This window comes from Sulfidibacter corallicola (genome assembly GCF_017498545.1).
Lineage (GTDB): Bacteria > Acidobacteriota > Holophagae > Acanthopleuribacterales > Acanthopleuribacteraceae > Sulfidibacter > Sulfidibacter corallicola.
This window is the reverse complement of sequence record NZ_CP071793.1, coordinates 7,537,044-7,559,598: the sequence shown is the minus strand read 5'-3', so window position 1 is coordinate 7,559,598 and position 22,555 is coordinate 7,537,044. Positions and strand designations below refer to the sequence as shown.

Below are 22,555 nucleotides of genomic sequence, written 5' to 3'. Positions count from 1 at the left end.
GGAGCCTCTCATCACACGGCACACAATATTCCCATTATTTGCAAACGATTACGGAACAGTCTCATCAACGCGTCCCTTTCACGCCCGCTTGGCCCCGTATTTGCTCAAGCGGCCTCTCGAGTACTTAATCCACCACTTCCCTGCCCTGTGGGATTCACCGTGGTTTTCCCGAGGAAATAACGAACTTTCCAGAATGTTTTCACGATAAGAAAACCCATAGGGCATCACGAGTAAGGACGCAGAAAGGAGTCGCCATGAAACTTTTCTCGATCTTGTCGCTGAGTTTGATCATCGTCAGCACCACTGCCATCGCACAGCCCCTGGAGGGCTTTGCGGACCTGGTCGAAAAGACTCGATCCAGCGTTGTTCACATCCAATCCACCACCCAACAGGTCAACCGCCGCCAAAACAGCCCCTACGACTTCTTCTTCCAGCCGCAGACGCCACGCGGCCAGGACACCAACTCAGCGGGTTCGGGTTTCCTGATTTCTTCTGACGGGTACGTGGTCACCAATCGCCACGTCGTCGAACGGGCCGACGAAATCTCCGTCATTCTCCACGACGAAAAACGCTATCTGGCCAAATTGATCGGCAGCGACGACAGCATGGACATCGCGCTGTTGAAGATCGATGCGGGCAACCTGCCCTTTCTGCGCCTCGGCAACAGCGACAAAATGCGTGTGGGCGACACGGTTCTGGCACTGGGTTACCCGCTCTACCTGGGATTTTCGGTCACCAGCGGGATCATCAGCGGCATCGGTCGCAACATGAATGCGGGCCAGGTGGATCTGGCCACGTACATCCAAACGGATGCGGACATCACCTTCGGCAACTCCGGGGGTCCCCTGGTCAACAACCGCGGTGACGTCGTGGGAATCAACACCATGATCGTATCGCGCGGCGAAACCTACGGATTCGCGATCCCCAGCGCACTGTTCAAACACAGCATCGACCAGTTGAAGCGTCACGGCGAGGTGCGGCGCGGCGCACTGGGCGTCACCCTGGCCAGCCTCGACGACGAAGCACGCGAATATTACGGCATCCAGGGCGGTGCCCTGATCCAGAACGTGGCGAACGGGTTCCCCGCCGCCAAGGCCGGTATCCGCAAGGACGACGTGATCATCGCGGTCGACGGCCAAAAGGTCCGGAACTCCCAAGATGTGATCGCCCTGATCGGCAACCGTCCGCCCGGATCGGTCGTGGATCTGGAACTGCTGTCGGACGGCAGCAAGACCCGCAAAACGATCAAGTTGACCGATCGCCGCCGATTGACGGATCCCGACTCGAACTTCTTCTCCGATGCTCCGGACGAACCGGCGCGCGAGGAAACCGGCTTCGAGAGCATCGGCCTCTCGCTGCTTCCCCTTTCGGAAGAGCGGCTCGAGGAAATGGGCCTGGAGGAACCGATCGAGGGCGTGCTCATCGAGGGTGTGGCACCCGGCAGCCTGGCCGAGTCCAAACAGCTCACACCGGGCACGGTAATCACCCACCTGAACCGCCAACCGATCACTTCGGTCGACCAGTTCAAAAAAGTCCTGGGTGACGTTCGGTCGGGCGGCTTGGTACCAGTACGCGTGGTTCAGGTGCTGCGTACCAACTACCGCGTTTCACGCACCGAACGAACGGTGTTCCTGCGCAAGAAATGACCGTTTGTGCCCATCCAGAAAAAGATCGTGACTCCCAAATTGCTTTGGCTGGATGGGCGCGGTGCCAGGTGTCAGGTCTCAGGTCTCAGGTCTCAGGTCTCAGGTCTCAGCGAGACTGGCTTCAATTCGTTACCCACTTGAAACCCAGTGACCGGTGATCGATCGCGAAAAATTCGCGACAAACCCAGCGAACATCGTGAATCGCAATTCAATTCGTTACCCGAAACAGAACATTTTCATCCATGACAGGGTCCGTTTCTGCCCGGGGGCGTGACACAGGTCGCCAAGTGGCGATTGGACCCGCCAAAATCATGAATTTCTCATAGGAAATAGAGGCGCCGAACGGGCTTCAAATGCTAAGATGAGTCCAGGTTTGCCAGCGTTGTGCGCAAAGGAATCGCAAGGGTGGAAGAGCGCTGCGGCAGCAAGTCCACCGGCGCGAATTCCGGAGCCGCCGATTCCCGAGCGAAGGATCTGTTTTTCATCTATGATGGGAACTCCGGAAACCGGTAGATCCGGTTTCGGTCCGAAAGCCGAAGGGACTCACCGCCCGGTAAATTCACATTACGACCGTGTTTTTCGAACATGCTTTTCGAATTTTTTAAAATTAAATCCATAGGGCTATCGGATGTTTTCGACATCCTGATTATTTGGCTGGTGCTCTATTATTTGTTCCGGTTCATCCGGGGCAGTCGGGCCCTGCAGATGGCCTTCGGTCTGCTCGCCCTCTTCATCGCCCAAATTCTCGCCCAGCAGTTCCAACTGGTTGTCGTCAGCAAGACCATCGGAAGCCTGTTCAGCATCATTCCGATCGCCATCATCGTGTTGTTCCAGGACGAGGCGCGCAAGGTTTTGGCCTCCATCGGCAGCACCCCCTGGTCGCGCGTCAACAGCACCGAGTCCACCTATCTCGACCGCATTTTTCAAGCGGTCCACCACTTCTCGCAAAATCGCACCGGCGCGCTCATCGTGTTCGAGGGCACCGAGGGTCTGCGGAACTACATGGACAGCGGCACCCAACTGGACGCGATTCCCAGCTTCGAGCTACTACTCGACATCTTCGAACCCAAGAGTCGCCTGCACGACGGCGCGGTGATCGTGTCCAACTCGCGGCTCGCCAGCGCCGGCTGCGTCTTGCCGCTCAGTTCCAACCCGGCCCTGCCGCGCACCTTCGGCACCCGCCACCGGGCCGGCATCGGCATCACCGAAGAAGCCGATTGCCTGGCCTTGATCGTCAGCGAGGAAACGGGACGCATTTCGTTCGCGCAAGGCGGTGAAATCCACCGGCTCAGCGAGAACTCGCTCTCCCAGCTCTACCAGGTGTACAAGAGCCTGATGATGCCGGAAAGCGAGGAGAAATCGGAACTGTTGGCCTCGCTCTCGAAGATCAAGCTGCCCAAGTCCGGCGAAGGCGAGCCGAAAGACAAGAACGGAGAAAAGCAGAAAGGCTGGAGTCGCCGCGGCTTTCGCAAGCCCGGCCAGGCCAAGCCCCCTCGCGAACCGGTAGAAGCGATTGCGGAGACCTCCGATACCGCGGACGAGACCCCCGAAGCCCCGGAGGTGTCGTCGGTGCCTTCCGATTCGGAGACCAAGGCGTCCAGCTCCCGTCGTCGAGGTCGCAAGAAACGCCAACGCCAGAATACCGCGTCTTCTCCATCGAAACCGGCGGCCGATTCGGTAGCCACTCAAGCCCCGGCCCCGGGGACCGAAACCTTGAAATAAACCCTGCCCGCTTCCGCTCGGCGCCCACACGGCGCGACCCGGTTCGGCAGTGCCAACCCCCACCCTTTTCGAACCCCACCAACGTCACCCACGAGAACTCGCCAGCGGATCTTCGGTCCCGCCGACCGGAGCGCCATCCATCGATACCACCGAACCCTACCTGAAGCATCGAAACGAGCCGGCACACCATGACGACCGCCCGGAACTCTTCCAACTACTCGAAGAACATTCAGAAATTGATGGCCCTGCTGCTGGCGCTGGTCATGTGGGTCAGCATGTCCGGCCGTATGGACGAAGCCGCATTGGAGACGACGCAGGTCTTTTCCCAGGTGCTGCTCAACACGTCCAATTCGCCGGACAACATGCGCACCCGCGTCGACAACTACCAGCTCAACATCACGCTGCGCGGCCAGCAGCAGGAGTTGGACAAGATCAGCCCCAAGGACCTGCTGGTGGAGTTGAACCTGGCCGGGCGCGCGGCGGAGGGGAAACAAATCATCGCCCTCTCGCCCGAATCGGTGAAAATCCCGAAACGGTTCGACTCGCTGAAGGTCGACAGCATCATTCCCAACTTCGTGGAAGTGACCTTCACCGAGATCATGCAGAAGGAACTGAGCCTGATCGAGAATGTGACCGGGAAGGTACATCCCGACTTCTTCATCGAAGACATCGAGCTGAACCCTTCGACCATCACCTTGGAAGGTCCGCCCAAACAGTTGGAACGCCTGGCTTTTCTCACCATCAAACCGATCGATGTCACCGGCGCCATCCGCACGCTGCGTGGCCAGATCCAGTTGGACGTGCTTCCCAAGGACACCATCACCCAGGATTTGAGCAACTACAATTATCGCGTGGTGATCAAGGAACGCACCGAAGAGAGCAAACCCGAGGAGGACTATCCGATCCAGGTCATCGGCGGCGAGGGCTATCGCGCCGAGCCGGATACGGTCAAACTCCAAATCACGGGACCGGTGAGCGCGCTCCATTGGTTCAATCCGGCATGGGTCATTCCGGAAGTGACCATTCCCCCGTTTCTGAACGGGAACGACGCCGACGACGACGTCGACGAGGCCGTGGACGAAGCGATACCGACCGAGGGCGAGGCATCGTCGCCCCCGGCGGAGCCCGACCGCACGATGCTGCAGATCACCCACCGTTGGAATCTTCCGGACGAGATCAAGGCGGACACGCCGGATTGGCTGAATCGCGTGTCGCGACTTCGCTTGACCTGGACGCCGGAAGAGGTGGCGATCAACAAAGCGCCCCAGGAAGTCAAACCGGACGAGAGCGCGCCCAAAGAAAAAGGAGAATGACTCTCGCCCTGCGGTATGCTCGCGTTATGAATGCATGAATACGGAGGAAAAGGAGCCCATGATATTCGGAACAGACGGTCTGCGTGCGCGCATGGACAGCTACCCGCTCACGCGTGAAATCATCGAGAAACTGAGCCAGGTGTTGAAAGCGTGGCTGCCGGACGGAGCCGAAGTGGTGCTGGGACATGACTCGCGCCGTTCCTGCGCCACCATCCGCGATTGGATCACCAGCGCCATGGACGGCCTTCGCGTATGGGACCTGGGCCTGGTACCCACCCCCGCGGTCGCCTTCGAGACCCGGGCCCGCGGCGCGCAATTGGGTATCATGATTACGGCCTCCCACAACCCGGCCCACGACAACGGACTCAAATTCTTCGACGGCGAAGGTCTCAAGATTCGCTACGACCAGGCCAAGGCCTGGAGCGATGCCGTGTTGGCGCTGGACCCCCGCCAATGCGAAGGATCGGCGGACCTGGTGCGCACTCAACCGACCCATTACCGCTCCTTCTTGGAAGAAACCTTCGGCGACACCGATTTCAGCCAAACCCCGGTTGCGTTCGATTTGGCCAACGGCGCCGGTTCGGAGCTGGTCCCCCCGCTGCTCAAGGCGCTGGGCATCAAGGCGCAGATCCTCGGTGCCACCCCCGACGGCGACAACATCAACGCCGGCATCGGCGCGCTACACCCGGAAACCCTGCACCGCACGGTGGTCGCTTCAGGCTATCTCGCCGGCTTCGCGCTGGACGGTGACGGCGATCGCCTGATCGTGGTCGATCGCGACGGGCCGCTCCACGGCGATCTGGTGCTGTACGCGCTTCGCAAGGTCATGGTGGCCGAGGGCGCCGACATCGACACGGTGGTCGGCACCATCATGTGCGGCAAGGGGTTGGAGCAGAGTTGGGCATCCCAGGGCGTCGCGCTGAAACGCACGCCCGTCGGCGACCAGAACGTGCTGGCGAAACTGATCGAAGACGATCTGCTGCTGGGCGGCGAACCCAGCGGTCACCTGCTCCAATGCGATCTGTTCCCCGCCGGCGACGGCGTGCTGGGCGCCTTGCGCCTGTTGCGCGCCCTGACCCGCACACCCGACCTCCTGGCGAGAGCACGCGCCGAAGTGCCCATGTACCCGGTATTCGAAAATGCCTATCCCGTGCGCCATAAACCGAAACTGCTCACCCAGCCCAAGACCTGGTCCGCCATGGAACGGCTGGACGCGGCGTTGGCCGATCAGGGTCGCCTGATCGTGCGCTATTCGGGTACGGAGCCGAAATTGCGGGTCTTCCTGGAAGCACCGGACCTGGCCCCGTTCAAGGCGGGCCTCGCCCAACTCGAATCCGCCATCGCCGAGGAGCTGGCATGAACGCAGGCCCCTGTAAACTGATTGTCTCTGTCGATCAGGTGGCCCTGCTGCGGGCCTCCCGCAACGGACGCGACCCCGATCCGATCCATTTCGCGCTACAGGCCGAGTTCGCCGGAGCGGAAGGGATTCGTGCCCACCTCCGCATCGACCGGCGCCACATCGTCGAAGAGGACGTGGAGCTGCTCAACCGCCTGGTCAAGACCCAGTTCTACCTCCAGGTCTCGCCACACCAGGACATCATTCACCTGGTCAACGGCGTGCGCCCGCACAACGCGATCCTGGCACCGGAACGTCGCGAAGAGAAAGCCACCGAGACGGGGCTCGACGTGGCCCTGCTCTCGCGCGAATTGAACGGCATCCTGCGCAACATCGATATGAACCAGACCAAGGTCTTTCTGTTGGTGGAGCCGCACCTGGATCAGATCAAGGCGGCCGCCAAGCTGAAGGTTCACGGTTTGGCGTTGAACGTCCGTGACCTGATGGTGGACCCTCAATCCGTGGTCTTCCAGAAGAAGTTCGAGACCCTGCGCGACGGCGTCCGGCTGTGCCGCAAATACGGCATGGAAGCGCACCTGATCAACGGCATCCAAGCGCCGTGGATCCCCTACCTCCTGCGCGTCCAGGGCGTTTCGGGCATCCACGTGGGCCATCCCCTGGTCGCCCACGCACTTCAGGTCGGCGTCGGGCCCGCCGTCGCCTGGTTCCGCGACCACCTGGCGCGCCAGGCACCGGAGGCCTGATCCGGGATGTCGCGGGTGGTCCGCGCTCTCCGCGACGCAAAAAGCCGACCTCGCGGTTCCCTGGTTCCTCGAGAGCCATGTCCTTTCAATCACGTTGCAATCACTCGGGAGTTCGTATGACGTCACCATCTTCACCGGCCTCCAAGCCCTTCGATCGGGAAAGCCTTCGTCTCATCCTCGCGTCCCAGTCGCCACGCCGCGCCAACCTCTTGCAACAGGCCGGTTACACCTTCGAAACCATCCCCAGCCAAGCGGAGGAGAAAGAGGCCGAATTCCACACCGTCGAGGAAGTGGTCATGGAGAACGCCGCCATCAAGGGGCGCGACGTGGTCGCCCGAATCCGCTCGGGATTCGCCGGAGCCGAGACCCCGACGGTCCTGGTGGCGGCCGACACCCTGGTCGCCATGAAGGGCAAGGTCTATCCCAAGCCCCGCGACCTGGACGAAGCCCACCACTTCCTCAGCACCTTGGGCGGGCGTTACCACCGCGTCTACACGGGCGTGTACCTGTACCATTTCAACTGCGACCGCGAAGCGCAATTGGTGGACGCGACGCGGGTCATGCTGCGCAAGATGGAAACCGCCGAGATCCAAAAGGTATTCGAACTGGTCAACCCGTTGGACAAGGCGGGCGCTTACGGCTACCAGGATTCGGAATGGATCGTGTCGAGCCTGATCGGTAGCGAGACCAACGTCATCGGTTTGCCGATGGAGGCGTTGGAAGCGGCCCTGACGAAGTTGCTCGCGAACTGAGTGACCATTTTCCCCCAAGCGGTGAAAAATCGTTCATTTCCACCCCTATCCCAGAAAAACATCCCTCCTCCCAAAAGGGCTTCCAATTCCCATCCGTTCCTTTATAATGCCGAATTTAAATTCGGAGCTGGAGGGTATTGATGACCGCCAAGAAAAAAGCCGCCATTTTGGGCGCAACCGGAGCCGTCGGCCAACGATTCGTACAATTGCTGGAAGGCCATCCTCAGTTCGAGATCACCCACCTCTGCGCCTCCGATCGCAACGCCGGCAAACGCTACGGCGATGCCGTCAACTGGCAGGTGCCCGGCAAGCAGCCCCACTACGTCGACGATTTGGTCCTGCGCAAATGCGAACCCGACTTCGAAGCCGACATCGCCTTTTCGGCGTTGCCCAGCGACCGCGCCAAGGAAGTGGAACCGGCATTCGCCGCAGCCGGCATCCCGGTGGTTTCCAACGCGAGCGCCTACCGCATGGGTGAAGACATCCCGCTGCTCATTCCCGAAATCAATCCCGATCACACCAAGCTGATCGAGGTTCAACGTCGCCGTCGCGGTTGGAAAGGCTACATCGTCACCAACCCCAACTGCTCGACCCTCGGCCTGGCCCTTCCCCTGAAAGCCCTCGACGATGCGTTCGGCCTGCGCCAAGTCAACGTCGTGACCCTGCAGGCCAAATCCGGCGCGGGCTACCCCGGCCCGGCCCCCGAAATCATCGGTGACAACGTGCTCCCCCTCATTCGCGGCGAGGAGGACAAGATCGAGAGCGAGCCCCAGAAGATTCTGGGCCTGTTCGAGGAAGACGGCATTCGCCATCACGACATGGCGATTTCGGCCCAGTGCCACCGCGTCGACGTCATCGACGGCCACACCGAAGCGCTCAACATCAATTTGTCCCGGCCGGCACCCATCGAAGAGATCTGTCGCGTTCTCGGCGAATTCCGCGGGGAACCCCAGCGCATGGGCCTGCACAGTGCACCCGAACGGCCCGTCGTGGTTCGTAGCGAGGACGACCGGCCGCAACCCAAGCTGGATTTGTGGGAAGGCAACGGCATGAGCGTGTCCGTGGGTCGGGTCCGCCCCTGTCCCATTTTCGACCTGAAAATGGTAATCCTGTCGCACAACACCGTTCGCGGGGCGGCCGGCGCAGCCCTGCTCAACGCGGAACTGCTGTTGCACCAAGGCTATCTGTAAGTACCGAGTCCCAACGAAAACGTCGGTTGGCGCACCGGGAACTCGGTCACCGCGCGAACCACAGCGAGGCCGGGACTCCCGCGGGACCCGAGAGAAGGGAACATCATGAACGACGCTCAGCCGGCGCCGCCCGTCGAGGTCGACGAAATCGACCGCAAGATCCTGGAGTACCTACAGGAGGATGCCCGCATCAGTAACGCGGATCTGGCGCGCCGCGTCCACCTGTCTCCGCCCGCGGTTCACGCACGCATTCGGCGATTGCGGGACCTGGGCTTGATCGTCCGTTTCGTGACGCTGCTCGACCGCGAAAAGGCCGGTTTCGACATGCTGTGCTTCGTGCACGTGAGTCTCCAGCATCACCAGGCCGACCAGGTGCGTGGCGTTCTGAGCCGGTTCAACGAGTTACCGGAAATCCTGGAGTGCCATCACGTGACCGGCGAATACGACTACCTGCTCAAGGTGTTGGTGCGCAACCGCCAACACCTTTCCCGCTTCATCGGTCAACTGACACCGACGCCGGGGGTCGGCCGCATCTACACCAGCATGGTGCTCAACGAAATCAAGTCGGAGACCCGCCTGCCGCTCTGAGGGTCCCCGCGCGACCGCGGTGACACCGCCGGCGTCACCGTGAGCCGTCCGCGTAAGGTCGCCAACTCGGCGTGATGTCCATCGAGGGATGGTTCGTCAGCCGCCGATCCGTGCCCGACCCCAAATCGCGGATGTAGATCTCCCAGTTCCCGTCGCGTTCGGATGCGAACGCCAGAAACCGGCCGTCCGGCGACCAGCTCGCCCAATCGTCGGCCACCCGGTTCCGGGTTTCCTGGGCCAAACCCGTCCCGTCCCGGCCCACCGTGAAGATTTCCCTGTCCCCGTCGCGGCTGGAGGTGAAAGCCAGGCGACGCCCGTCGGGCGACCAGCTCGGCAGGGATCCTTCCACCAGCTTGACCTCGGACCCCGTCGCCAAATCTTTGAGGAACACCCACAGCGGGCCGTCGCGATTGGAACTGAAGGCCAGCTTGGTGCCGTCGGGAGAGATCGCGGGATGGGTCTCGTCCGCCTCGTGCTCGGTCAGGTTGCGCAGGCTGCCGCCCCCGGCATCCATGCGGTAGATCTCCACGTTGCGCGAGCGCTTACCCGCAAAGTAGATATGCTTGCCGTCGGGCGACCAACAGGGATAGGCATCCCATTGGCGGGCACGCAGCAGGATGCGCACGCCGCTCCCGTCGGCGTTCATCGTGAAGATCGACCAGGGACCTCGACGTTCCGAATTGAACACCAACTTCCGCCCGTCGGCCGAATACTTGGGATGTCCGTCATGGGCCCGGTGCCGCGTCAGGCGACGTATGTCGCGACCATCGACCCCGATCGCGTAGAGGTCTCGAAAACCGTCGCGACGCGATTGGAAAACAATGTGCGGTTCGGAACTCTGGAGAGGGGGAACCGCCCAAGCAAGGGAGGCGCTCACCCCCAGAAGCACGAAGGCCATCACCGGTCTCATGGTGCCTCCTCGTTCAGAAGCCATGGCGCCCACCCGTTTGGAGCTCGGTGACGCGTTCGGTTTTGCCGGTTTCGAGGTGTACCCGCCAGATATGGTAGTTCAAACCCCGGTTGGATTCGAAGTAGAGAAAGGCGCCGTCGGCACTCCAGGCGGGATGTGACTCGTGCGCGGGATGGTCGGTCACGCGCCGGACTTCGCGGGTATCCAGGAGCAGGGTGTACAAGCCGTAGTTCCCGTCCTTTTTGCTGCAGAAGGCCACGGTTTTGCCGTCCGGCGACCAGCACGGCTCGAAGGCCCCCTCGGCCCCTTCGGTCAGGGCGGTCGAGCTCCCGTCCTTCAGGTCGATCAGGTACAGGTTGGTTTGGCCGTCGCGGGTACCCTCGAAGGCCAGCCGCTCGCCGTCCGGGGACCAGGCCGGCGAATTGACCGTCGTGGTGCCGTCCGTCAAGCGCCGCACCTCACGACGCTTCAGGTCCATGGTGTACAGGGAAAGCGAACCATCGCGATCGGAGGCGAAGGCAATGTTCCGGCCGTCCGGCGAAAAGGCCGGCGCCACCTCCTGGCTGGGCCAGGGCGTGAGGTTTTCGGCTCGCCCGTCCGGCATGGTCCGGATCATGATGTCCGGATTGCCCTCGTGCACGCGAACCCAGGCCACTCGGGTTCCCTCGGCGCTGAGACTCGGAAAGAGATCCTCTTCCCCACCCTCGGTCAGCGCGTGCGCGCGGCCGGTCTTCAACTCCCGCAGCCAGATATCCGAGTTCCCCCGCTGCCTGCCCACGTGCACCAGCTTGCCTCCCGATGCGTGGGGGGCGGTCAATCTCGTCGATCCGTGGGTCAGGCGGCGCACATCGCTACCGTCGGCACTCATGATCATGATCTCGGACCCGCCGAACCGGGTCGAATCGAAAGCGATCGAACGACCGTCGGGCGACCAGCGCGGCGAGCTGTTGCCGCCCACGCGGGTGATCGGTGTGGCGGGCCCTCCCTCGGCCGACATCTTGAAAATCCCTTCCTGGCCGTTCCGATTCGATTGAAAGACAATCCATCGTCCATCCGGAGACCAGTCGGCACTGCCGTCGCGGTGTTCACCGGAGGTGAGTCGCATTTCCCGGCCGCTCGACCGTTCCGCCTTGAACAGGGCGCTGCCCTTCTCCGTTTGGCGACTGAACAGGAACCAGGCGCCGTCGGGCGACCAGGCACAGAAGAATTCGGTTTCGGGACTGGTCACCAGCGTCTGGCGTTGGTTGGACCGGGTGTCCACCACAAAGAGGTTGCCGCCCTTCGCCTTTTGGGTCAGCGCCACCCAGCGCCCGTCGGGAGACCAGCGTCCCAGAAAGAATTGCTCGTCGGGGCCGACAAACGGCTGGACACCGCCCTTCTCGTCAGACAAGGCGACCGGCTTCGCACGCCAGCCCGGCATATCGAACAGGGTCGCGCCCAGGGTTCCGGACGGCGACATCTCCACCCCGGCGTAAAAGTGGGCGTCGCGCGTCACCCGCGTTTCGTTTCCGCCGCTGGGCGATATGCGGTAGATCTCCGGCGTGCCGTGGCGATAGGAATAAAAGTAGATCCAGGAACCGTCCGGCGAGAACACGGGCCGAAAGTCGGCGCTGCTCTGAAACCGGTTGTATTCGGACGCTTGCAAGGGCATCAGGAGCGACAGGCCCCAAAGTGCCGACAACAGTTTTGAACGATACACAAAAAACCTCCCAACAGCTTGTCAGCTCGCCCCGATCGAGCGCGAGCGCCGGACCGGGAAGCTCCGGAGCCTCGAGAGCGCCACCCCGTCAGGGGATCTGGGCCGGTCTCGAAGCGTTCGCGAGCCGTCTATCGAGATCTTTTCGCGAATCCCTGATTTCAGTTGCCTTGTAGTTCTCCCGTTGCGCGCAGCGGTACAAAAAACACGGGAATCGACATCACTGCCGCGGCCACCCGAGAATGAACCACGTCCCTTCAGCCGCCGTGGGACTCCGTGGAAGCGCGCTCCTCCAGGTGGCTCTTGCGAAAATCGGTGGGCGTCATGCGACAGGCCCGCTTGAAGGTTCGATAGAACACGGTTTTCGAACCGAATCCGGCCTCTCTGGCGATGGCGTCGATGGTGAGGTGATCGTTCCCCGAATCGAGCAGCATCGATTTGGCTTCCTCGACGCGCCAGCCACCCACGTACTCGTAGAAATTCACACCCTTGGCCTGATTGAGCACACGCGACAACACGCGCTCCGAAACACCGACCGTTTCCGCCAGGTGGGCGACCGTGAGATCGGGTATTCGGTGCGGGGCTTTTTCCCGCATCGTCCGTTCCAACCGCGCGAGAATGTCTTGGATTTGGGCGTCGGAAAGTTCGGGTTCCACACTCGATTTGCGCGACGCGAAATCGGGCCAGGCGATGTCGCCGATGGTTTTGAAGGCCAGGACGAAGACCAACAGCGTTTTGAACAATCCGGAAATGGGGAAGTAAAAGACCCGGATGTCGAAGATCCATTGGGAAATACAGTATTGAACCAAATCAATGGCCAAGATGCCCAGAAACCCGCCGACGAGCAGGGGGAACCAAGGGCGTTCGGCCTTTTTGGGACGCTGGGCGTACCAACGACGGGTGAGCCCCAGGGCGGCACCGAAATAGAGCGCGGGGTGCAGGTACCACGAGACGAGGTGCTGCATGATGTCGGGCCACGACGCCGAGGTGGTCGCGCCATGGGCGACGGCCGCCTCGTAGGCGCGCAGGACGGCCAACTTTTCGGCCCCCGACTGGGCGTAGCGAGGCAGGCGCCATAGGTTGAAAACCAGGAACGGGGCGAAATGCAGCAGGTGAATCCACCTGGGTTTGAACGCCTTGTCCGTGAGAGAGACAACCAGGAAGTAGACCAGCGGACCAAAGAAAAAGGTGAACAGGGACCCGGTGTAGAGAAAGTGCGGCATACGGTCGATCAACCCGCTGAACACGACGAGATCGTGCAGCATCTTGAAGGCCAGAGCCGCCAGCAGCATGGCGAAGAAATGGACCGACACCATGCGGAAGCGGGTTTTCACTTCCATGGTCACCGCCAGGAAGAGGCCATGACCCGCTGCGAGCGCACATATCAATGAGATCACACCCATAGCCTTGCCATCCCGGAGCCGATCGACGGCCGCGCCACCAACAGCGAGTCACTGATTGATAGACATCTTGCAGCGGCCGGACACCAGATACCGCGCCCATCCAGCCGGATCGTTTGGGTAATGGAATCGATTTCGTTTCCGGATGGGCACCCACTACCGAGCCAGAATCACGGTGCACTGAGCCAGGCTCGCCACCATGTGACTGATACTGTGAAGTCCCAGCGTCGGTCGTTCCAGATCCATCGTTCGCGAACCCATCACGACGCCGTCCACCTGCAGTTCCGCGGCGATACCGACGATCTGTTCGATACGTTTGCCGATCACCTGTCGGCAAACCACTTCGTAGCCTTTTTCCGACAACGCTTGGGCGATCTCACCCATCTTCGTCCGAGATCGGTCCTCCAACTTGTCGTAGAACTCGCGATTCTCCTCTTCCGACAGGTGGGCGATGCTTTCGATCACGTGCAACAGGGTGATTTGGGTGTGGCCCGGCTCCGAAAAGCGCAGGGCCATGTTCAGGCCTTTTTCGGCGACGTCCGAAAAATCGGTGGGAATCAGCAGGTGTTTGAACACTCGAACCTCCAATGTACATCTCGGAAATGATTTAAGTACAACAGGTAACGCGAAGAATAGGCTCATGACATCAGGTGCCGGAACAAGCGCGGGCAGGGTGCCTCGAACCGGCGCTCGCGCACGACCGGCAAGCCTCGGTTTCCCGTGGGCTCCGCCGGCGCGCTTTCGAGCGCGCGAAGCGACGAAGCGCCGTGACCGGAGACACATAGCGGAAACCCCGACCCGACGGGCAGGGGGGGAAACCGGAAACCAGGGTTTCGAATGACTCATTATTCCCCGCGGGGAAGCGCGGAGCAAGCATCTCGATCATGGGTTGCACCGATCAGGGCACCAACGCAGGCACTTCACTGAGTATCCACAAATATGCACGACCATATTTGCAAGATTAAACATTGACGATGAGTGACCACTTACTTAGCATGGAGAGCAAGGAGGTTTGCATGCCGAAAGGTTCCCGAGGATCTCGATTGAGTGCCGACGAGCGGCGGCTTTCCATTCTCGCCGCGGCGATGCCCCTTTTCGCACAGCAGGGGTTCAAAGGCACGACCACCAAGCAGATCGCCTCCGCAGCCAACATTTCCGAAGCCCTCCTCTACCGCCACTTCCCCAGCAAAGAAAGTTTGTATTCCGAATTGCAGGGCCTGCTTTGCACCAAGTCCCACAAATATTCGGAAATCGTCGAAACCCTGGAGCCCTCCACCTCGACCCTGGTCAACAGCGTTCACTTCCTCATCTCCGTGGTGTTCATCGGCGAACCGGAAGGCTCCCTTCCGGATCCCAATCCCAACCACTACATCGCACGCCTCCTGATGCACAGTTTCATCGAGGACGGCCGCTTCGCGCGCAGTTTCTACGAAACCCACGTGGCGCTCTGGGCCCCCAAATGGGAAGCCTGCGTGGAGGCCTCGCGCGCTTCCGGCGACATGGTCGACACCGGCGTTCCGTCGATCTGCAGTTGGTGGTTCACCCACCACATCGCCATGGCCCTGAAAATCATTCACCTGCCGACCCCACCCGTGGTCGATTACGAAGGCCTGAACCGCGAAGCGTTGCTGAATCACGCGGTGCGCTTCGCCCTGCGCGGATTCGGGCTCAAGGACGAAGTCATCCAAGCCCATCACAACCCCGAGATGCTGCAATGGTTTACCCAAAGACTGTTCGCCAAGCCGCACGGACCGGCGGCCGAGGAGCAGTCGTGATGGATCGATCGGCTCCGGGACCCAAGAAATCATAAACCTTTTCAACACGACTAAGTATGTACTCACAAACCTGTCTCACATGGGAGTATCACACATGAACTTTCGCGGTTTCTCGATTCCACTTCTGTCTCTGGTTCTCTTTCTGACCCTGCTGCAGGGTCTGCCCCTCTTGGCCGAAACCCCCGAAGAAAAAGGCCTGCGCATCGCCCAACTCAACGAGTCGAAGAACGACGGGTTCAAGGGCGAATATGCCGAAATGGTCATGGTGCTGATCAACGCACACGGCGACAAGGTCGAGCGCAAAATGACCACCAAAACGCGCGAAACCAATGACGACGGCGACCAAAGTATTTCCGTGTTCCTGTGGCCGGCCGACGTCAAGGGCACCAAAATGCTGACCTGGACGCACAAGGACGACGACGACGACCAGTGGCTCTACATGCCGGCCCTCAAGCGGGTCAAGCGCATCAGCTCGCGCAACAAGTCGGGCGCCTTCATGGGCAGCGAATTCGCCTACGAAGATCTGGGCAGCCAGGAAGTCGAAAAGTACCACCACAAATTTATCGAGGAAACGACCCTCGACGGCCGCGAGATCTGGAAAATGGAACGCGTACCCACCAGTAAGAAGAGTGGTTACAGCAAGCAAATCACCTATGTGGACAAAGAGTACCACCAGCCGCTGCGGATCGAGTATTTCGACCGCAAGGGCGACTTGATGAAGATCGCCACGTTCCGCGACTATCGCGAAATGGGCGACTTCTGGCGCGTCCACGAAATCGATATGGACAACGTGCAAACCAAAAAACGCTCGATCATCACCTGGAGCACTCGCGAAATCGGCAAGAAATACAGCGAATACGATTTCGAGAGCGACAGCCTGGTGAACTGAGTCGGCCATCGCCTCGCGGGGTCTCGATGCCGAACGTGCGTCGAACCCCGGGACCGCCCGATCCATTCACTGACCGAGACGACACACCCTCCGTCGGCAAGCGGGCGACACGGGTGCCGGACGCCGAACGACCTGATTTCAGGAAGGTATTTCGTTCAAGGTCTTTCGGCGAAGCCCCGTCGATTATTGTTACAATCGCTCTTTTCGAGGTATGACGTGTTTTTGCCGACAGATCGTCGGGCATAGATACGGGGAATCCAAGCTGACGGAACAAGGGGAGGAACCATTTTGTTGGTACATTTTCGTATATCCACCGAGCGATCCACGCCGGCCGAGCCCACCGCCGGGTCGCGTGCAACCGGGTTATTGATATGTATGGCTTTGGTGATGGCTGCGGCGCCGCTTCAGGCCGCGACCTGGAGCTTCAAGAGCGAGACCGCGCTGGAAGTACGTCAATTCACGGACGACGACGATGCGGTCACCCACGACGCGGGCGTGGCCCTGTTCACCCGCCTGGAAGCCAGCCTGCGCCACCGCGGATGGCGTGGCGCGGTTCGCGGATTCGGCCGCTATGACGTGGAGGACGAGGATCGCGAGATCTACGCCATCGAAGAGGCCTGGCTGGGCTGGCGCCAACGGGGCCTGGAAATTCGCGCCGGCTACCAGATGCTGAACTGGACGGCCACCGAGGCCTTCCACCCGGCCGACATGATCAACAGTCGCAACTTCGACAGCAACATCGAAAACGCCGAGAAGTTGGGTGAACTGATGCTTTCGGTCAGCCACCGGTTGGGCCGCGGCGGGTTGACCCTCTACTACATGCCGCGCTTCGAAGAACCCAACCTGCCGGGTGTCCGGTCGCGCCTGAAACTGATGCCGAGTGGCTTCACCCTGACCGACGCCTTGCTGCAGGACAACGACAACGCCGAGTTGACCGACGATTTCGACGTCACCCAGTGGGGTGGTCGCTTCACCCAGACCATCGGCGACATCGATTTCAGTTTCCATTACGTGGACCACATCGAGCGCAACCAGCCGCGCGTCCTGCCTCTGGACGCGGACCAGTTTCCCGATCCGGACGGCACCGAACTGACGCCGATCTACCAACGGGTGATCGACTCGGGCGGCACCTACCTGCAGGTGGCCGGAGCCTGGATCTTCAAACTCGAGCTGAGCCACAAGAATTTCGTGAAGCCCGAAGGGTTCAACGTCATTCCGCTGCTGCCCGACCACACCCAGGCGGCGTTCGGCATCGAGTACGGCTGGACGGGTCCGGGCGGGGCCGATGCGGTTCTGATCTTCGAAGGGCAAAACGTGTTCGGTCCATCCGAAGAACGCCGCGCCCAGTTGACCGCGTTTCAGCGCGACATGCTGGTGGGATACAGCCACGCCTGGAACGACCGCATGGACCGCCAACTGCTGGTCACGACCATCATCGACGTCGAACGCAGCCAGGAATACCTGGTGAACGCCCGGTACTCCCAACGGCTGAGCGACACCTGGAAAATCACCGCGGGCGCCCGCTACGTGGACGCCCCCCAAAAGGAAGAAGACCCGATCGGTCTCGAGGTCCTCGACGAAAGCAATCAGGTCTTCCTGACATTGTCCAAGTTTCTGTAGGTATCCACACACGCCCACCTCGACTTCGCCGCCTGTCTCACACGTTCGCGGTACCACTCCCCTATCTTCTGCCCGTCAGCCTCTGCCAACCTGGTTCAACCAAGGAGCGTTCCCATGTCTTCCCTCGATCAAAAGACCTTAAGTTACAAGCTCGCCAGTTTCCTCGTAAACCGGCCCTTCCTATCCATGACGATCGGTGTGGCGTTGTTCGCGATTCTCGCCGCGGGCCTGCCCCGCCTGGGTGCCGACTTCAGTTACCGCATGTGGTTCCGCGAGTCCGATCCGCTGCTGAAGGCGTTCGACGAGTTCGAGCGCCAGTTCGGCAACGACGAACAGGTGGTCCTCGCCATTCACTCGCCCTCGGGCATCTTCGACAAGGAATCGGCCGAATTGCTGATCAACCTCACCGACGAAATGTGGCAGATTCCGGAAGTGATTCGCGTCGATTCGCTGACCAACTACAACTGGGTCCACGCGGAGGACGACGAGATGTTCGTCGATCCCCTGATTCCGGACGACGAGGAACTGACGCCCGAGCTGCTGGCGGCACGGCGCGAGGTGGCGCTCAACCACGAGGTGATTCCCGGGTACCTGGTTTCCAAAGACGGCAAAACGGCACTGATTTTCGGCGTCCTGCAGCCCGCCATCGGCGGATCCCCCGATTTCGAGAAGGTGGTTTTCGGGACGCGTAAAATGCTGCGCAAGTATACGGTGGATCAGGAACTTCCCGAACAGTTCATCGACGACATGTATCTGCCCTATTACCAAAGCGTCGGCGATCACACGATCTACCTCAGCGGTACGGCGGCGGTGAGCCAGACCTTCAAAGACGTGACCCAACACGACCTGCAGACCATGGTCCCGATCCTGTTGGGCGCCATCCTGATCTTCCTGCTCTTTTCCTTCCGGCGGGTTTCCGGGTTGATTCTGCCCTTCGTGGTCATCTTCCCGAGCCTGTTGATGGCCTTGGGATTCGCGGGCTGGACCGGGTTCGAGTTCAACAACCTCACCTCGACGGTGCCGCACATCCTGATCGCCATCGGTATCGCCGATTCAGTCCACATCCTGGTGACCTACTTCCAATTCCGGCGCCTGGGTTACGACGTCAAGGAAGGCGTCCAGAAAACCTTGGTCAAGAACCTGCAGCCCACCTTCCTGACCAGCTTGTCCACCATGATCGGTTTCTTCAGCTTCGCCACGGCGGAATTGGTCCCGATCATCGGCATGGGCGTGTTGGCCGGCGTGGGCACCATGTTCGCCTGGCTCATCACGGTCCTGATCCTGTGCCCCCTGCTCTCGCTGCTGCCGATCAAGGTCAAGAAGGCGTCCGACACCCACACCGTCAGCGACGCCCACCCGCTGGCCCTGCGCTACACCCATTGGTTGCAGCGCAACCGCAAGGCGGTCATCGCCGGCTTCTCGCTGTTGGCGATCTTCGCGACCTTCGTCGCCCTGCGCAACGAAATCAACTCCGACGTGTTCAAGTACTTCGCACCCAATATCCACACCCGCGTCGCCAATTTCTTCACGGAAGACCACGTAGGCGGTATCGCCGCGGTGGAACTCTCGATCGACAGCGGGGAACCGGACGGCATCAAGGACCCGGCCTTCCTGAAAAAGGTCGAGGAACTGCAGGTCTGGGTCGAGCAGCGCCATCACGTGACCAAGACGGTCGCCATCACCGACATCATCAAGCAAACCAACCGCACGTTGAACAACGAGGACCAGGCCGCCTACCTGATTCCCGACAACAAGGAGCTGGTGGCCCAGGAACTGTTCCTCTACACCATGAGCCTGCCGCAGGGCATGGATCTGAACAATCGCATGACGCTGGACAACCGCCGCCTGCGCCTGTCGATCATGACGACCCTGCACAAAACCAAGGAATCCACCAAGGAGTTCCAGACCATCATCGACAAGGCGAGCGAGCTGGGCCTGAGCGCCACGCTCACCGGCAAGATGCCGCTGTACCACCGCATGAACGGGTACGTGGTCAACACCTTCATCCGGTCGATCCTGTTGGCCGTCGGCCTGGTGGCGATCCTGATGATCTTCGTGTTCCGTTCCTGGAAGATCGGCCTGCTCTCGATGATTCCCAACACCGTTCCCTTGATCTTCGGCGGCATGTTCATGACCATGCTGGGCAAACCGCTCGACATCGGCACGGTGTTGGTGGCCAGTACCTGCCTGGGTATCGCCGTCGACGACACGGTTCACTTTCTGTCCAACTACCTGCGTTGGCGACGGGCGGGTGTCAGTCGCGACGTGGCGGTGGCCCACGTGTTCACCCACACGGGACCGGCCTTGGCCGTGACGACCCTGATTCTGGTGGCCGGATTTGGGACCTTCGCTTTCGCCTCGTTCGTGCCGAACATCAACTTCGGGATCCTGACGGCGATCGTTCTGACCACGGCGCTGGTCACCGACGCGACCCTGCTGCCCGCGCTGATCATCGGTCCGCAGAGCCAGGAGCAGGAGACCGGAGAACCCAGCAGCCAGGTGATCGAAGCGACCGTGTAACCCTCGATTGACATCGTTCGCAAGCAACCGCCGGATCGCCAGGTCCGGCGGTTTTTTTAAGGGTGCGAATCGCTCACAGCAGTTCCCGCATGTTCGTAAGTGGTTCCAGGTCTGTAGGTTGGCCCGCTGGGCCGACTCAACGAAGTATCCCAAGCAGCAGCAAGACCCTAGCTAAAGAGCGAAGCCGATCATTTCCCTCACGGCGCACCAACGAAGTCGCACAGTCCACAGTCCCCGCACCGTCAGGGGGACGTAAGGCCTGTAGGTTGAGCAGCCTGCTCAACTATTCGAAGCGACTTGCTTTCGTCGCGACGCTACGTTCAAGAGAGTTTGGTTTTTTCCCTTTGGCCTGCTCGCTGGAGGCGCGCTTCGCTCTTTTGCTCGATTTCAGCTCGAAGCTGCCGTCGCTTCGATTGGTGGGGCAAGCTGGCTTACCGCCCCTGCCCCACCTACAGGCACCTCGACTCCCTCTCAACGCGGGAACTGCCTACCGAACCACGCCGATGTGTTGGCCAGCCTGGTCGGACGAAAGCATGCAGTTCCCGTTTTTCCGTAAGTGGTTCCAGGCCTGTAGGTTGAGCAGCCTGCTCAACCATTCGAAGCGACTTGCTTTCGTCGCGACGCTACGTTCGAGAGAGTTTGGTTTTTTCCCTTTGGCCTGCTCGCTGGAGGCGCGCTTCGCTCTTTTACTCGATATCAGCTCGAAGCTGCCGTCGCTTCGATTGGTGGGGCAAGCTGGCTTACCGCCCCTGCCCCACCTACAGGCACCTCGACTCCCTCTCAATGCGGGAACTGTGAAAATTGGTAACTTCGCGGGTGGTGTGACGGCGAAACTTGGGGCTTCGCTCTTTGGCTATGGTTTTATTGTTGCTTGAGTTGCTTCGAATTGTCGGCCCAGCGGGCCAACCTACTGCGACGACGGCTCTCTCGAAGATGCGGGAACCTTTGACTAGGTAACTCCGACAAGTTCAGCGGGCCGCTGAACCTACCGGGCACGACGGCTCTCTCGGAGATGCGGGAACTCCGAGAGGAACGACTCCGAAATGTCGGCCCAGCGGGCTTACCGCCCCTGACCAACCTACTGCAGTGCCGACCCTCTAGAATTGCGGGCACTCCTCGCTTGAATCACTTCGATGGATGGGGCAGGCACCACGTCTCTCTGTAGATTCGGCCACGCCATTTTGGCTCCCATCGAGGAAGGGACGCCCTCAATCGGTGGCGCCGGCTTCGATGGCGAATTGCCAGGCCCGCGCACGCTCCCGAAAGCCCATTACCTGCAAAAACTCGAACGGGAGCTCGCCGCGATCCAACCGCGCCACCTGCAGGGGCACCGCTACTCGCCCCGCGAGGCTGCGAATCAACCGGTCGAGGTAGCGCAGGCCCGGATCCGGTTCCCCCCAGCCGAATCGATGAATGTGGCAGGCATCTTCCGTTCGCTGGTACACCACAAAAGCCTCCACCCGCGTTTCGGACACCACCGCCAAACTCCGCAGGGATTCCTTGCGGTTGATCAGGGCCTCGCGATCCCGATCCCAGGCCTGGGGCTGATGACCCCAAAGGTCCGCATAGGGTAACAGATCACCGAGAGCCGCCTCCTGAATCGCAGCTTGGTCTTCAGGCTGCGGCGCCGCCGCCGACCGCTCGAAATCCACCAACTCGGACGTCCGGCGAAAGCCGCACCGCGCAAAAAAACCGGCCAATCGAGGCCGGTCCACGGGCAATTCGCAAATCAGGTCCGGCGGTCCCAGAATGGCCAGTTTGGCGGTGAGCGATTGAACCAAATGCGTGCCATGACCCTGACCTCGATGCTCCGGTACGACGCCGACCTTCATCACCAGGGAACGGGATGCCCGCTTGGCCCCCACCAACACGGCGATCGGAACCTCCCGCTCCATGGCGATCATGCAACTGCTGGCCCACAGATTCCGGTCCTGGATGCGGGACTTGAGTTCGGCCAGGGTCAAGGATGGCTCCTTCCCCTCGGGCACCAAGCAGCAGTGATTGATCGCCTCGACCAACAGCGGCAAGTCGTCGGGACGGCAAAATCGATAGGAAACCAAACGTCAACCTCCATGAGATCGGGTCATCAACGAAATCCGTTTTCTCTTTGAGCGTCCAAGAAGCCACTCCTTTCCGGGTCATCTTTGGCTAAAAAGCCTGTCCACGAATCACACGAATCCACACGAATTTGAGAACCGGGGACTACTCAGTCCCGAGAGCTCGCCGGCGACGGCCACCTGGAAGCTATTGAATGTATTTATGTTAAGTCCCAACCTATAGTCCCCGAGGGCAGCTACCTGTAACGTGTTTATTTTTTTGACGTTAAGCTCCACTCCAATAAATACCAGTCCTGAGCGCATCAGGGGATGAGATTCATTCGTGTCATCCGTGTGATCCGTGGACAGAAGTCCTTCTCCCAACCCGATGATTTCGT

18 protein-coding genes are annotated in these 22,555 nt (G+C 60.6%); 13 read left to right on the top strand and 5 right to left on the bottom strand.

The window, feature by feature from the left end; genetic code table 11:
- Positions 1-254 precede the first annotated feature (254 nt).
- The 8 genes from J3U87_RS23295 (at position 255) to J3U87_RS23260 (ending at position 9,311) form a co-directional block, all read left to right on the top strand.
- On the top strand, positions 255-1,646 hold the full coding sequence (locus tag J3U87_RS23295) for a trypsin-like peptidase domain-containing protein (RefSeq protein ID WP_237378182.1): 1,392 nt from the start codon (positions 255-257) through the stop codon (positions 1,644-1,646).
- A gap of 585 nt (positions 1,647-2,231) precedes the next feature.
- Positions 2,232-3,368 carry a diadenylate cyclase CdaA gene (cdaA, locus tag J3U87_RS23290; RefSeq protein WP_272932410.1) on the top strand — a complete coding sequence of 379 codons (1,137 nt, stop codon included), beginning with the start codon at positions 2,232-2,234 and terminating at the stop codon, positions 3,366-3,368.
- Between the two features lie 188 nt (positions 3,369-3,556).
- On the top strand, positions 3,557-4,681 hold the full coding sequence (locus tag J3U87_RS23285) for a CdaR family protein (protein ID WP_237378180.1): 1,125 nt from the start codon (positions 3,557-3,559) through the stop codon (positions 4,679-4,681).
- 58 nt (positions 4,682-4,739) lie between these two features.
- The gene (locus tag J3U87_RS23280) at positions 4,740-6,041 is read left to right on the top strand and encodes a phosphohexomutase domain-containing protein (RefSeq protein WP_237378179.1); all 1,302 of its coding nucleotides are present in this window, start codon (positions 4,740-4,742) and stop codon (positions 6,039-6,041) included.
- A complete protein-coding gene (locus J3U87_RS23275; RefSeq protein WP_237378178.1) occupies positions 6,038-6,781 on the top strand; it encodes a pyridoxine 5'-phosphate synthase in 744 nt (247 codons plus the stop codon). Before J3U87_RS23280 ends, J3U87_RS23275 begins: the two co-directional genes overlap by 4 nt.
- A gap of 116 nt (positions 6,782-6,897) precedes the next feature.
- Positions 6,898-7,533: a nucleoside triphosphate pyrophosphatase gene (locus tag J3U87_RS23270; RefSeq protein WP_237378177.1), complete on the top strand. Its 636-nt coding sequence runs from the start codon at positions 6,898-6,900 to the stop codon at positions 7,531-7,533.
- Between the two features lie 140 nt (positions 7,534-7,673).
- Positions 7,674-8,723: an aspartate-semialdehyde dehydrogenase gene (gene asd, locus J3U87_RS23265; protein ID WP_237378176.1), complete on the top strand. Its 1,050-nt coding sequence runs from the start codon at positions 7,674-7,676 to the stop codon at positions 8,721-8,723.
- Between the two features lie 105 nt (positions 8,724-8,828).
- The gene (locus tag J3U87_RS23260; RefSeq protein ID WP_237378175.1) at positions 8,829-9,311 is read left to right on the top strand and encodes an Lrp/AsnC family transcriptional regulator; all 483 of its coding nucleotides are present in this window, start codon (positions 8,829-8,831) and stop codon (positions 9,309-9,311) included.
- Between the two features lie 34 nt (positions 9,312-9,345).
- Here J3U87_RS23260 and J3U87_RS23255 read toward each other — a convergent pair whose 3' ends face one another.
- From J3U87_RS23255 to J3U87_RS23240, 4 genes are all read right to left on the bottom strand, one after another.
- Positions 9,346-10,221 carry a TolB family protein gene (locus tag J3U87_RS23255; RefSeq protein ID WP_237378174.1) on the bottom strand — a complete coding sequence of 292 codons (876 nt, stop codon included), beginning with the start codon at positions 10,219-10,221 and terminating at the stop codon, positions 9,346-9,348.
- Between the two features lie 13 nt (positions 10,222-10,234).
- Positions 10,235-11,920, bottom strand: a complete 1,686-nt coding sequence (locus J3U87_RS23250; protein ID WP_237378173.1) for a DPP IV N-terminal domain-containing protein — start codon at positions 11,918-11,920, stop codon at positions 10,235-10,237.
- A gap of 254 nt (positions 11,921-12,174) precedes the next feature.
- The gene (locus J3U87_RS23245; RefSeq protein ID WP_237378172.1) at positions 12,175-13,320 is read right to left on the bottom strand and encodes a helix-turn-helix domain-containing protein; all 1,146 of its coding nucleotides are present in this window, start codon (positions 13,318-13,320) and stop codon (positions 12,175-12,177) included.
- Positions 13,321-13,473: 153 nt separating this feature from the next.
- Positions 13,474-13,893 (bottom strand): universal stress protein, encoded by a 420-nt coding sequence (locus tag J3U87_RS23240; protein WP_237378170.1) that lies wholly within the window; start codon positions 13,891-13,893, stop codon positions 13,474-13,476.
- A 440-nt stretch (positions 13,894-14,333) separates the two neighbouring features.
- Between J3U87_RS23240 and J3U87_RS23235 the strand changes: the two genes are divergently transcribed.
- The 5 genes from J3U87_RS23235 (at position 14,334) to J3U87_RS23215 (ending at position 20,996) form a co-directional block, all read left to right on the top strand.
- Entirely contained in the window at positions 14,334-15,092 is a 759-nt protein-coding gene (locus tag J3U87_RS23235; RefSeq protein ID WP_237378169.1) for a TetR/AcrR family transcriptional regulator, read from the top strand.
- A gap of 94 nt (positions 15,093-15,186) precedes the next feature.
- Positions 15,187-15,981, top strand: a complete 795-nt coding sequence (locus J3U87_RS23230) for an outer membrane lipoprotein-sorting protein (RefSeq protein ID WP_237378166.1) — start codon at positions 15,187-15,189, stop codon at positions 15,979-15,981.
- 375 nt (positions 15,982-16,356) lie between these two features.
- A complete protein-coding gene (locus J3U87_RS23225) occupies positions 16,357-17,601 on the top strand; it encodes a hypothetical protein (protein ID WP_237378164.1) in 1,245 nt (414 codons plus the stop codon).
- Positions 17,602-17,715: 114 nt separating this feature from the next.
- Positions 17,716-20,121, top strand: coding sequence for an efflux RND transporter permease subunit (locus J3U87_RS23220; protein WP_237378163.1), 2,406 nt, complete (start codon positions 17,716-17,718; stop codon positions 20,119-20,121).
- A 266-nt stretch (positions 20,122-20,387) separates the two neighbouring features.
- Positions 20,388-20,996, top strand: coding sequence for a hypothetical protein (locus J3U87_RS23215; RefSeq protein ID WP_237378162.1), 609 nt, complete (start codon positions 20,388-20,390; stop codon positions 20,994-20,996).
- Between the two features lie 333 nt (positions 20,997-21,329).
- On the opposite strand, the gene J3U87_RS23210 is transcribed toward J3U87_RS23215, so the two are convergent.
- Entirely contained in the window at positions 21,330-22,181 is an 852-nt protein-coding gene (locus J3U87_RS23210; protein ID WP_237378161.1) for a GNAT family N-acetyltransferase, read from the bottom strand.
- Positions 22,182-22,555 lie beyond the last annotated feature (374 nt).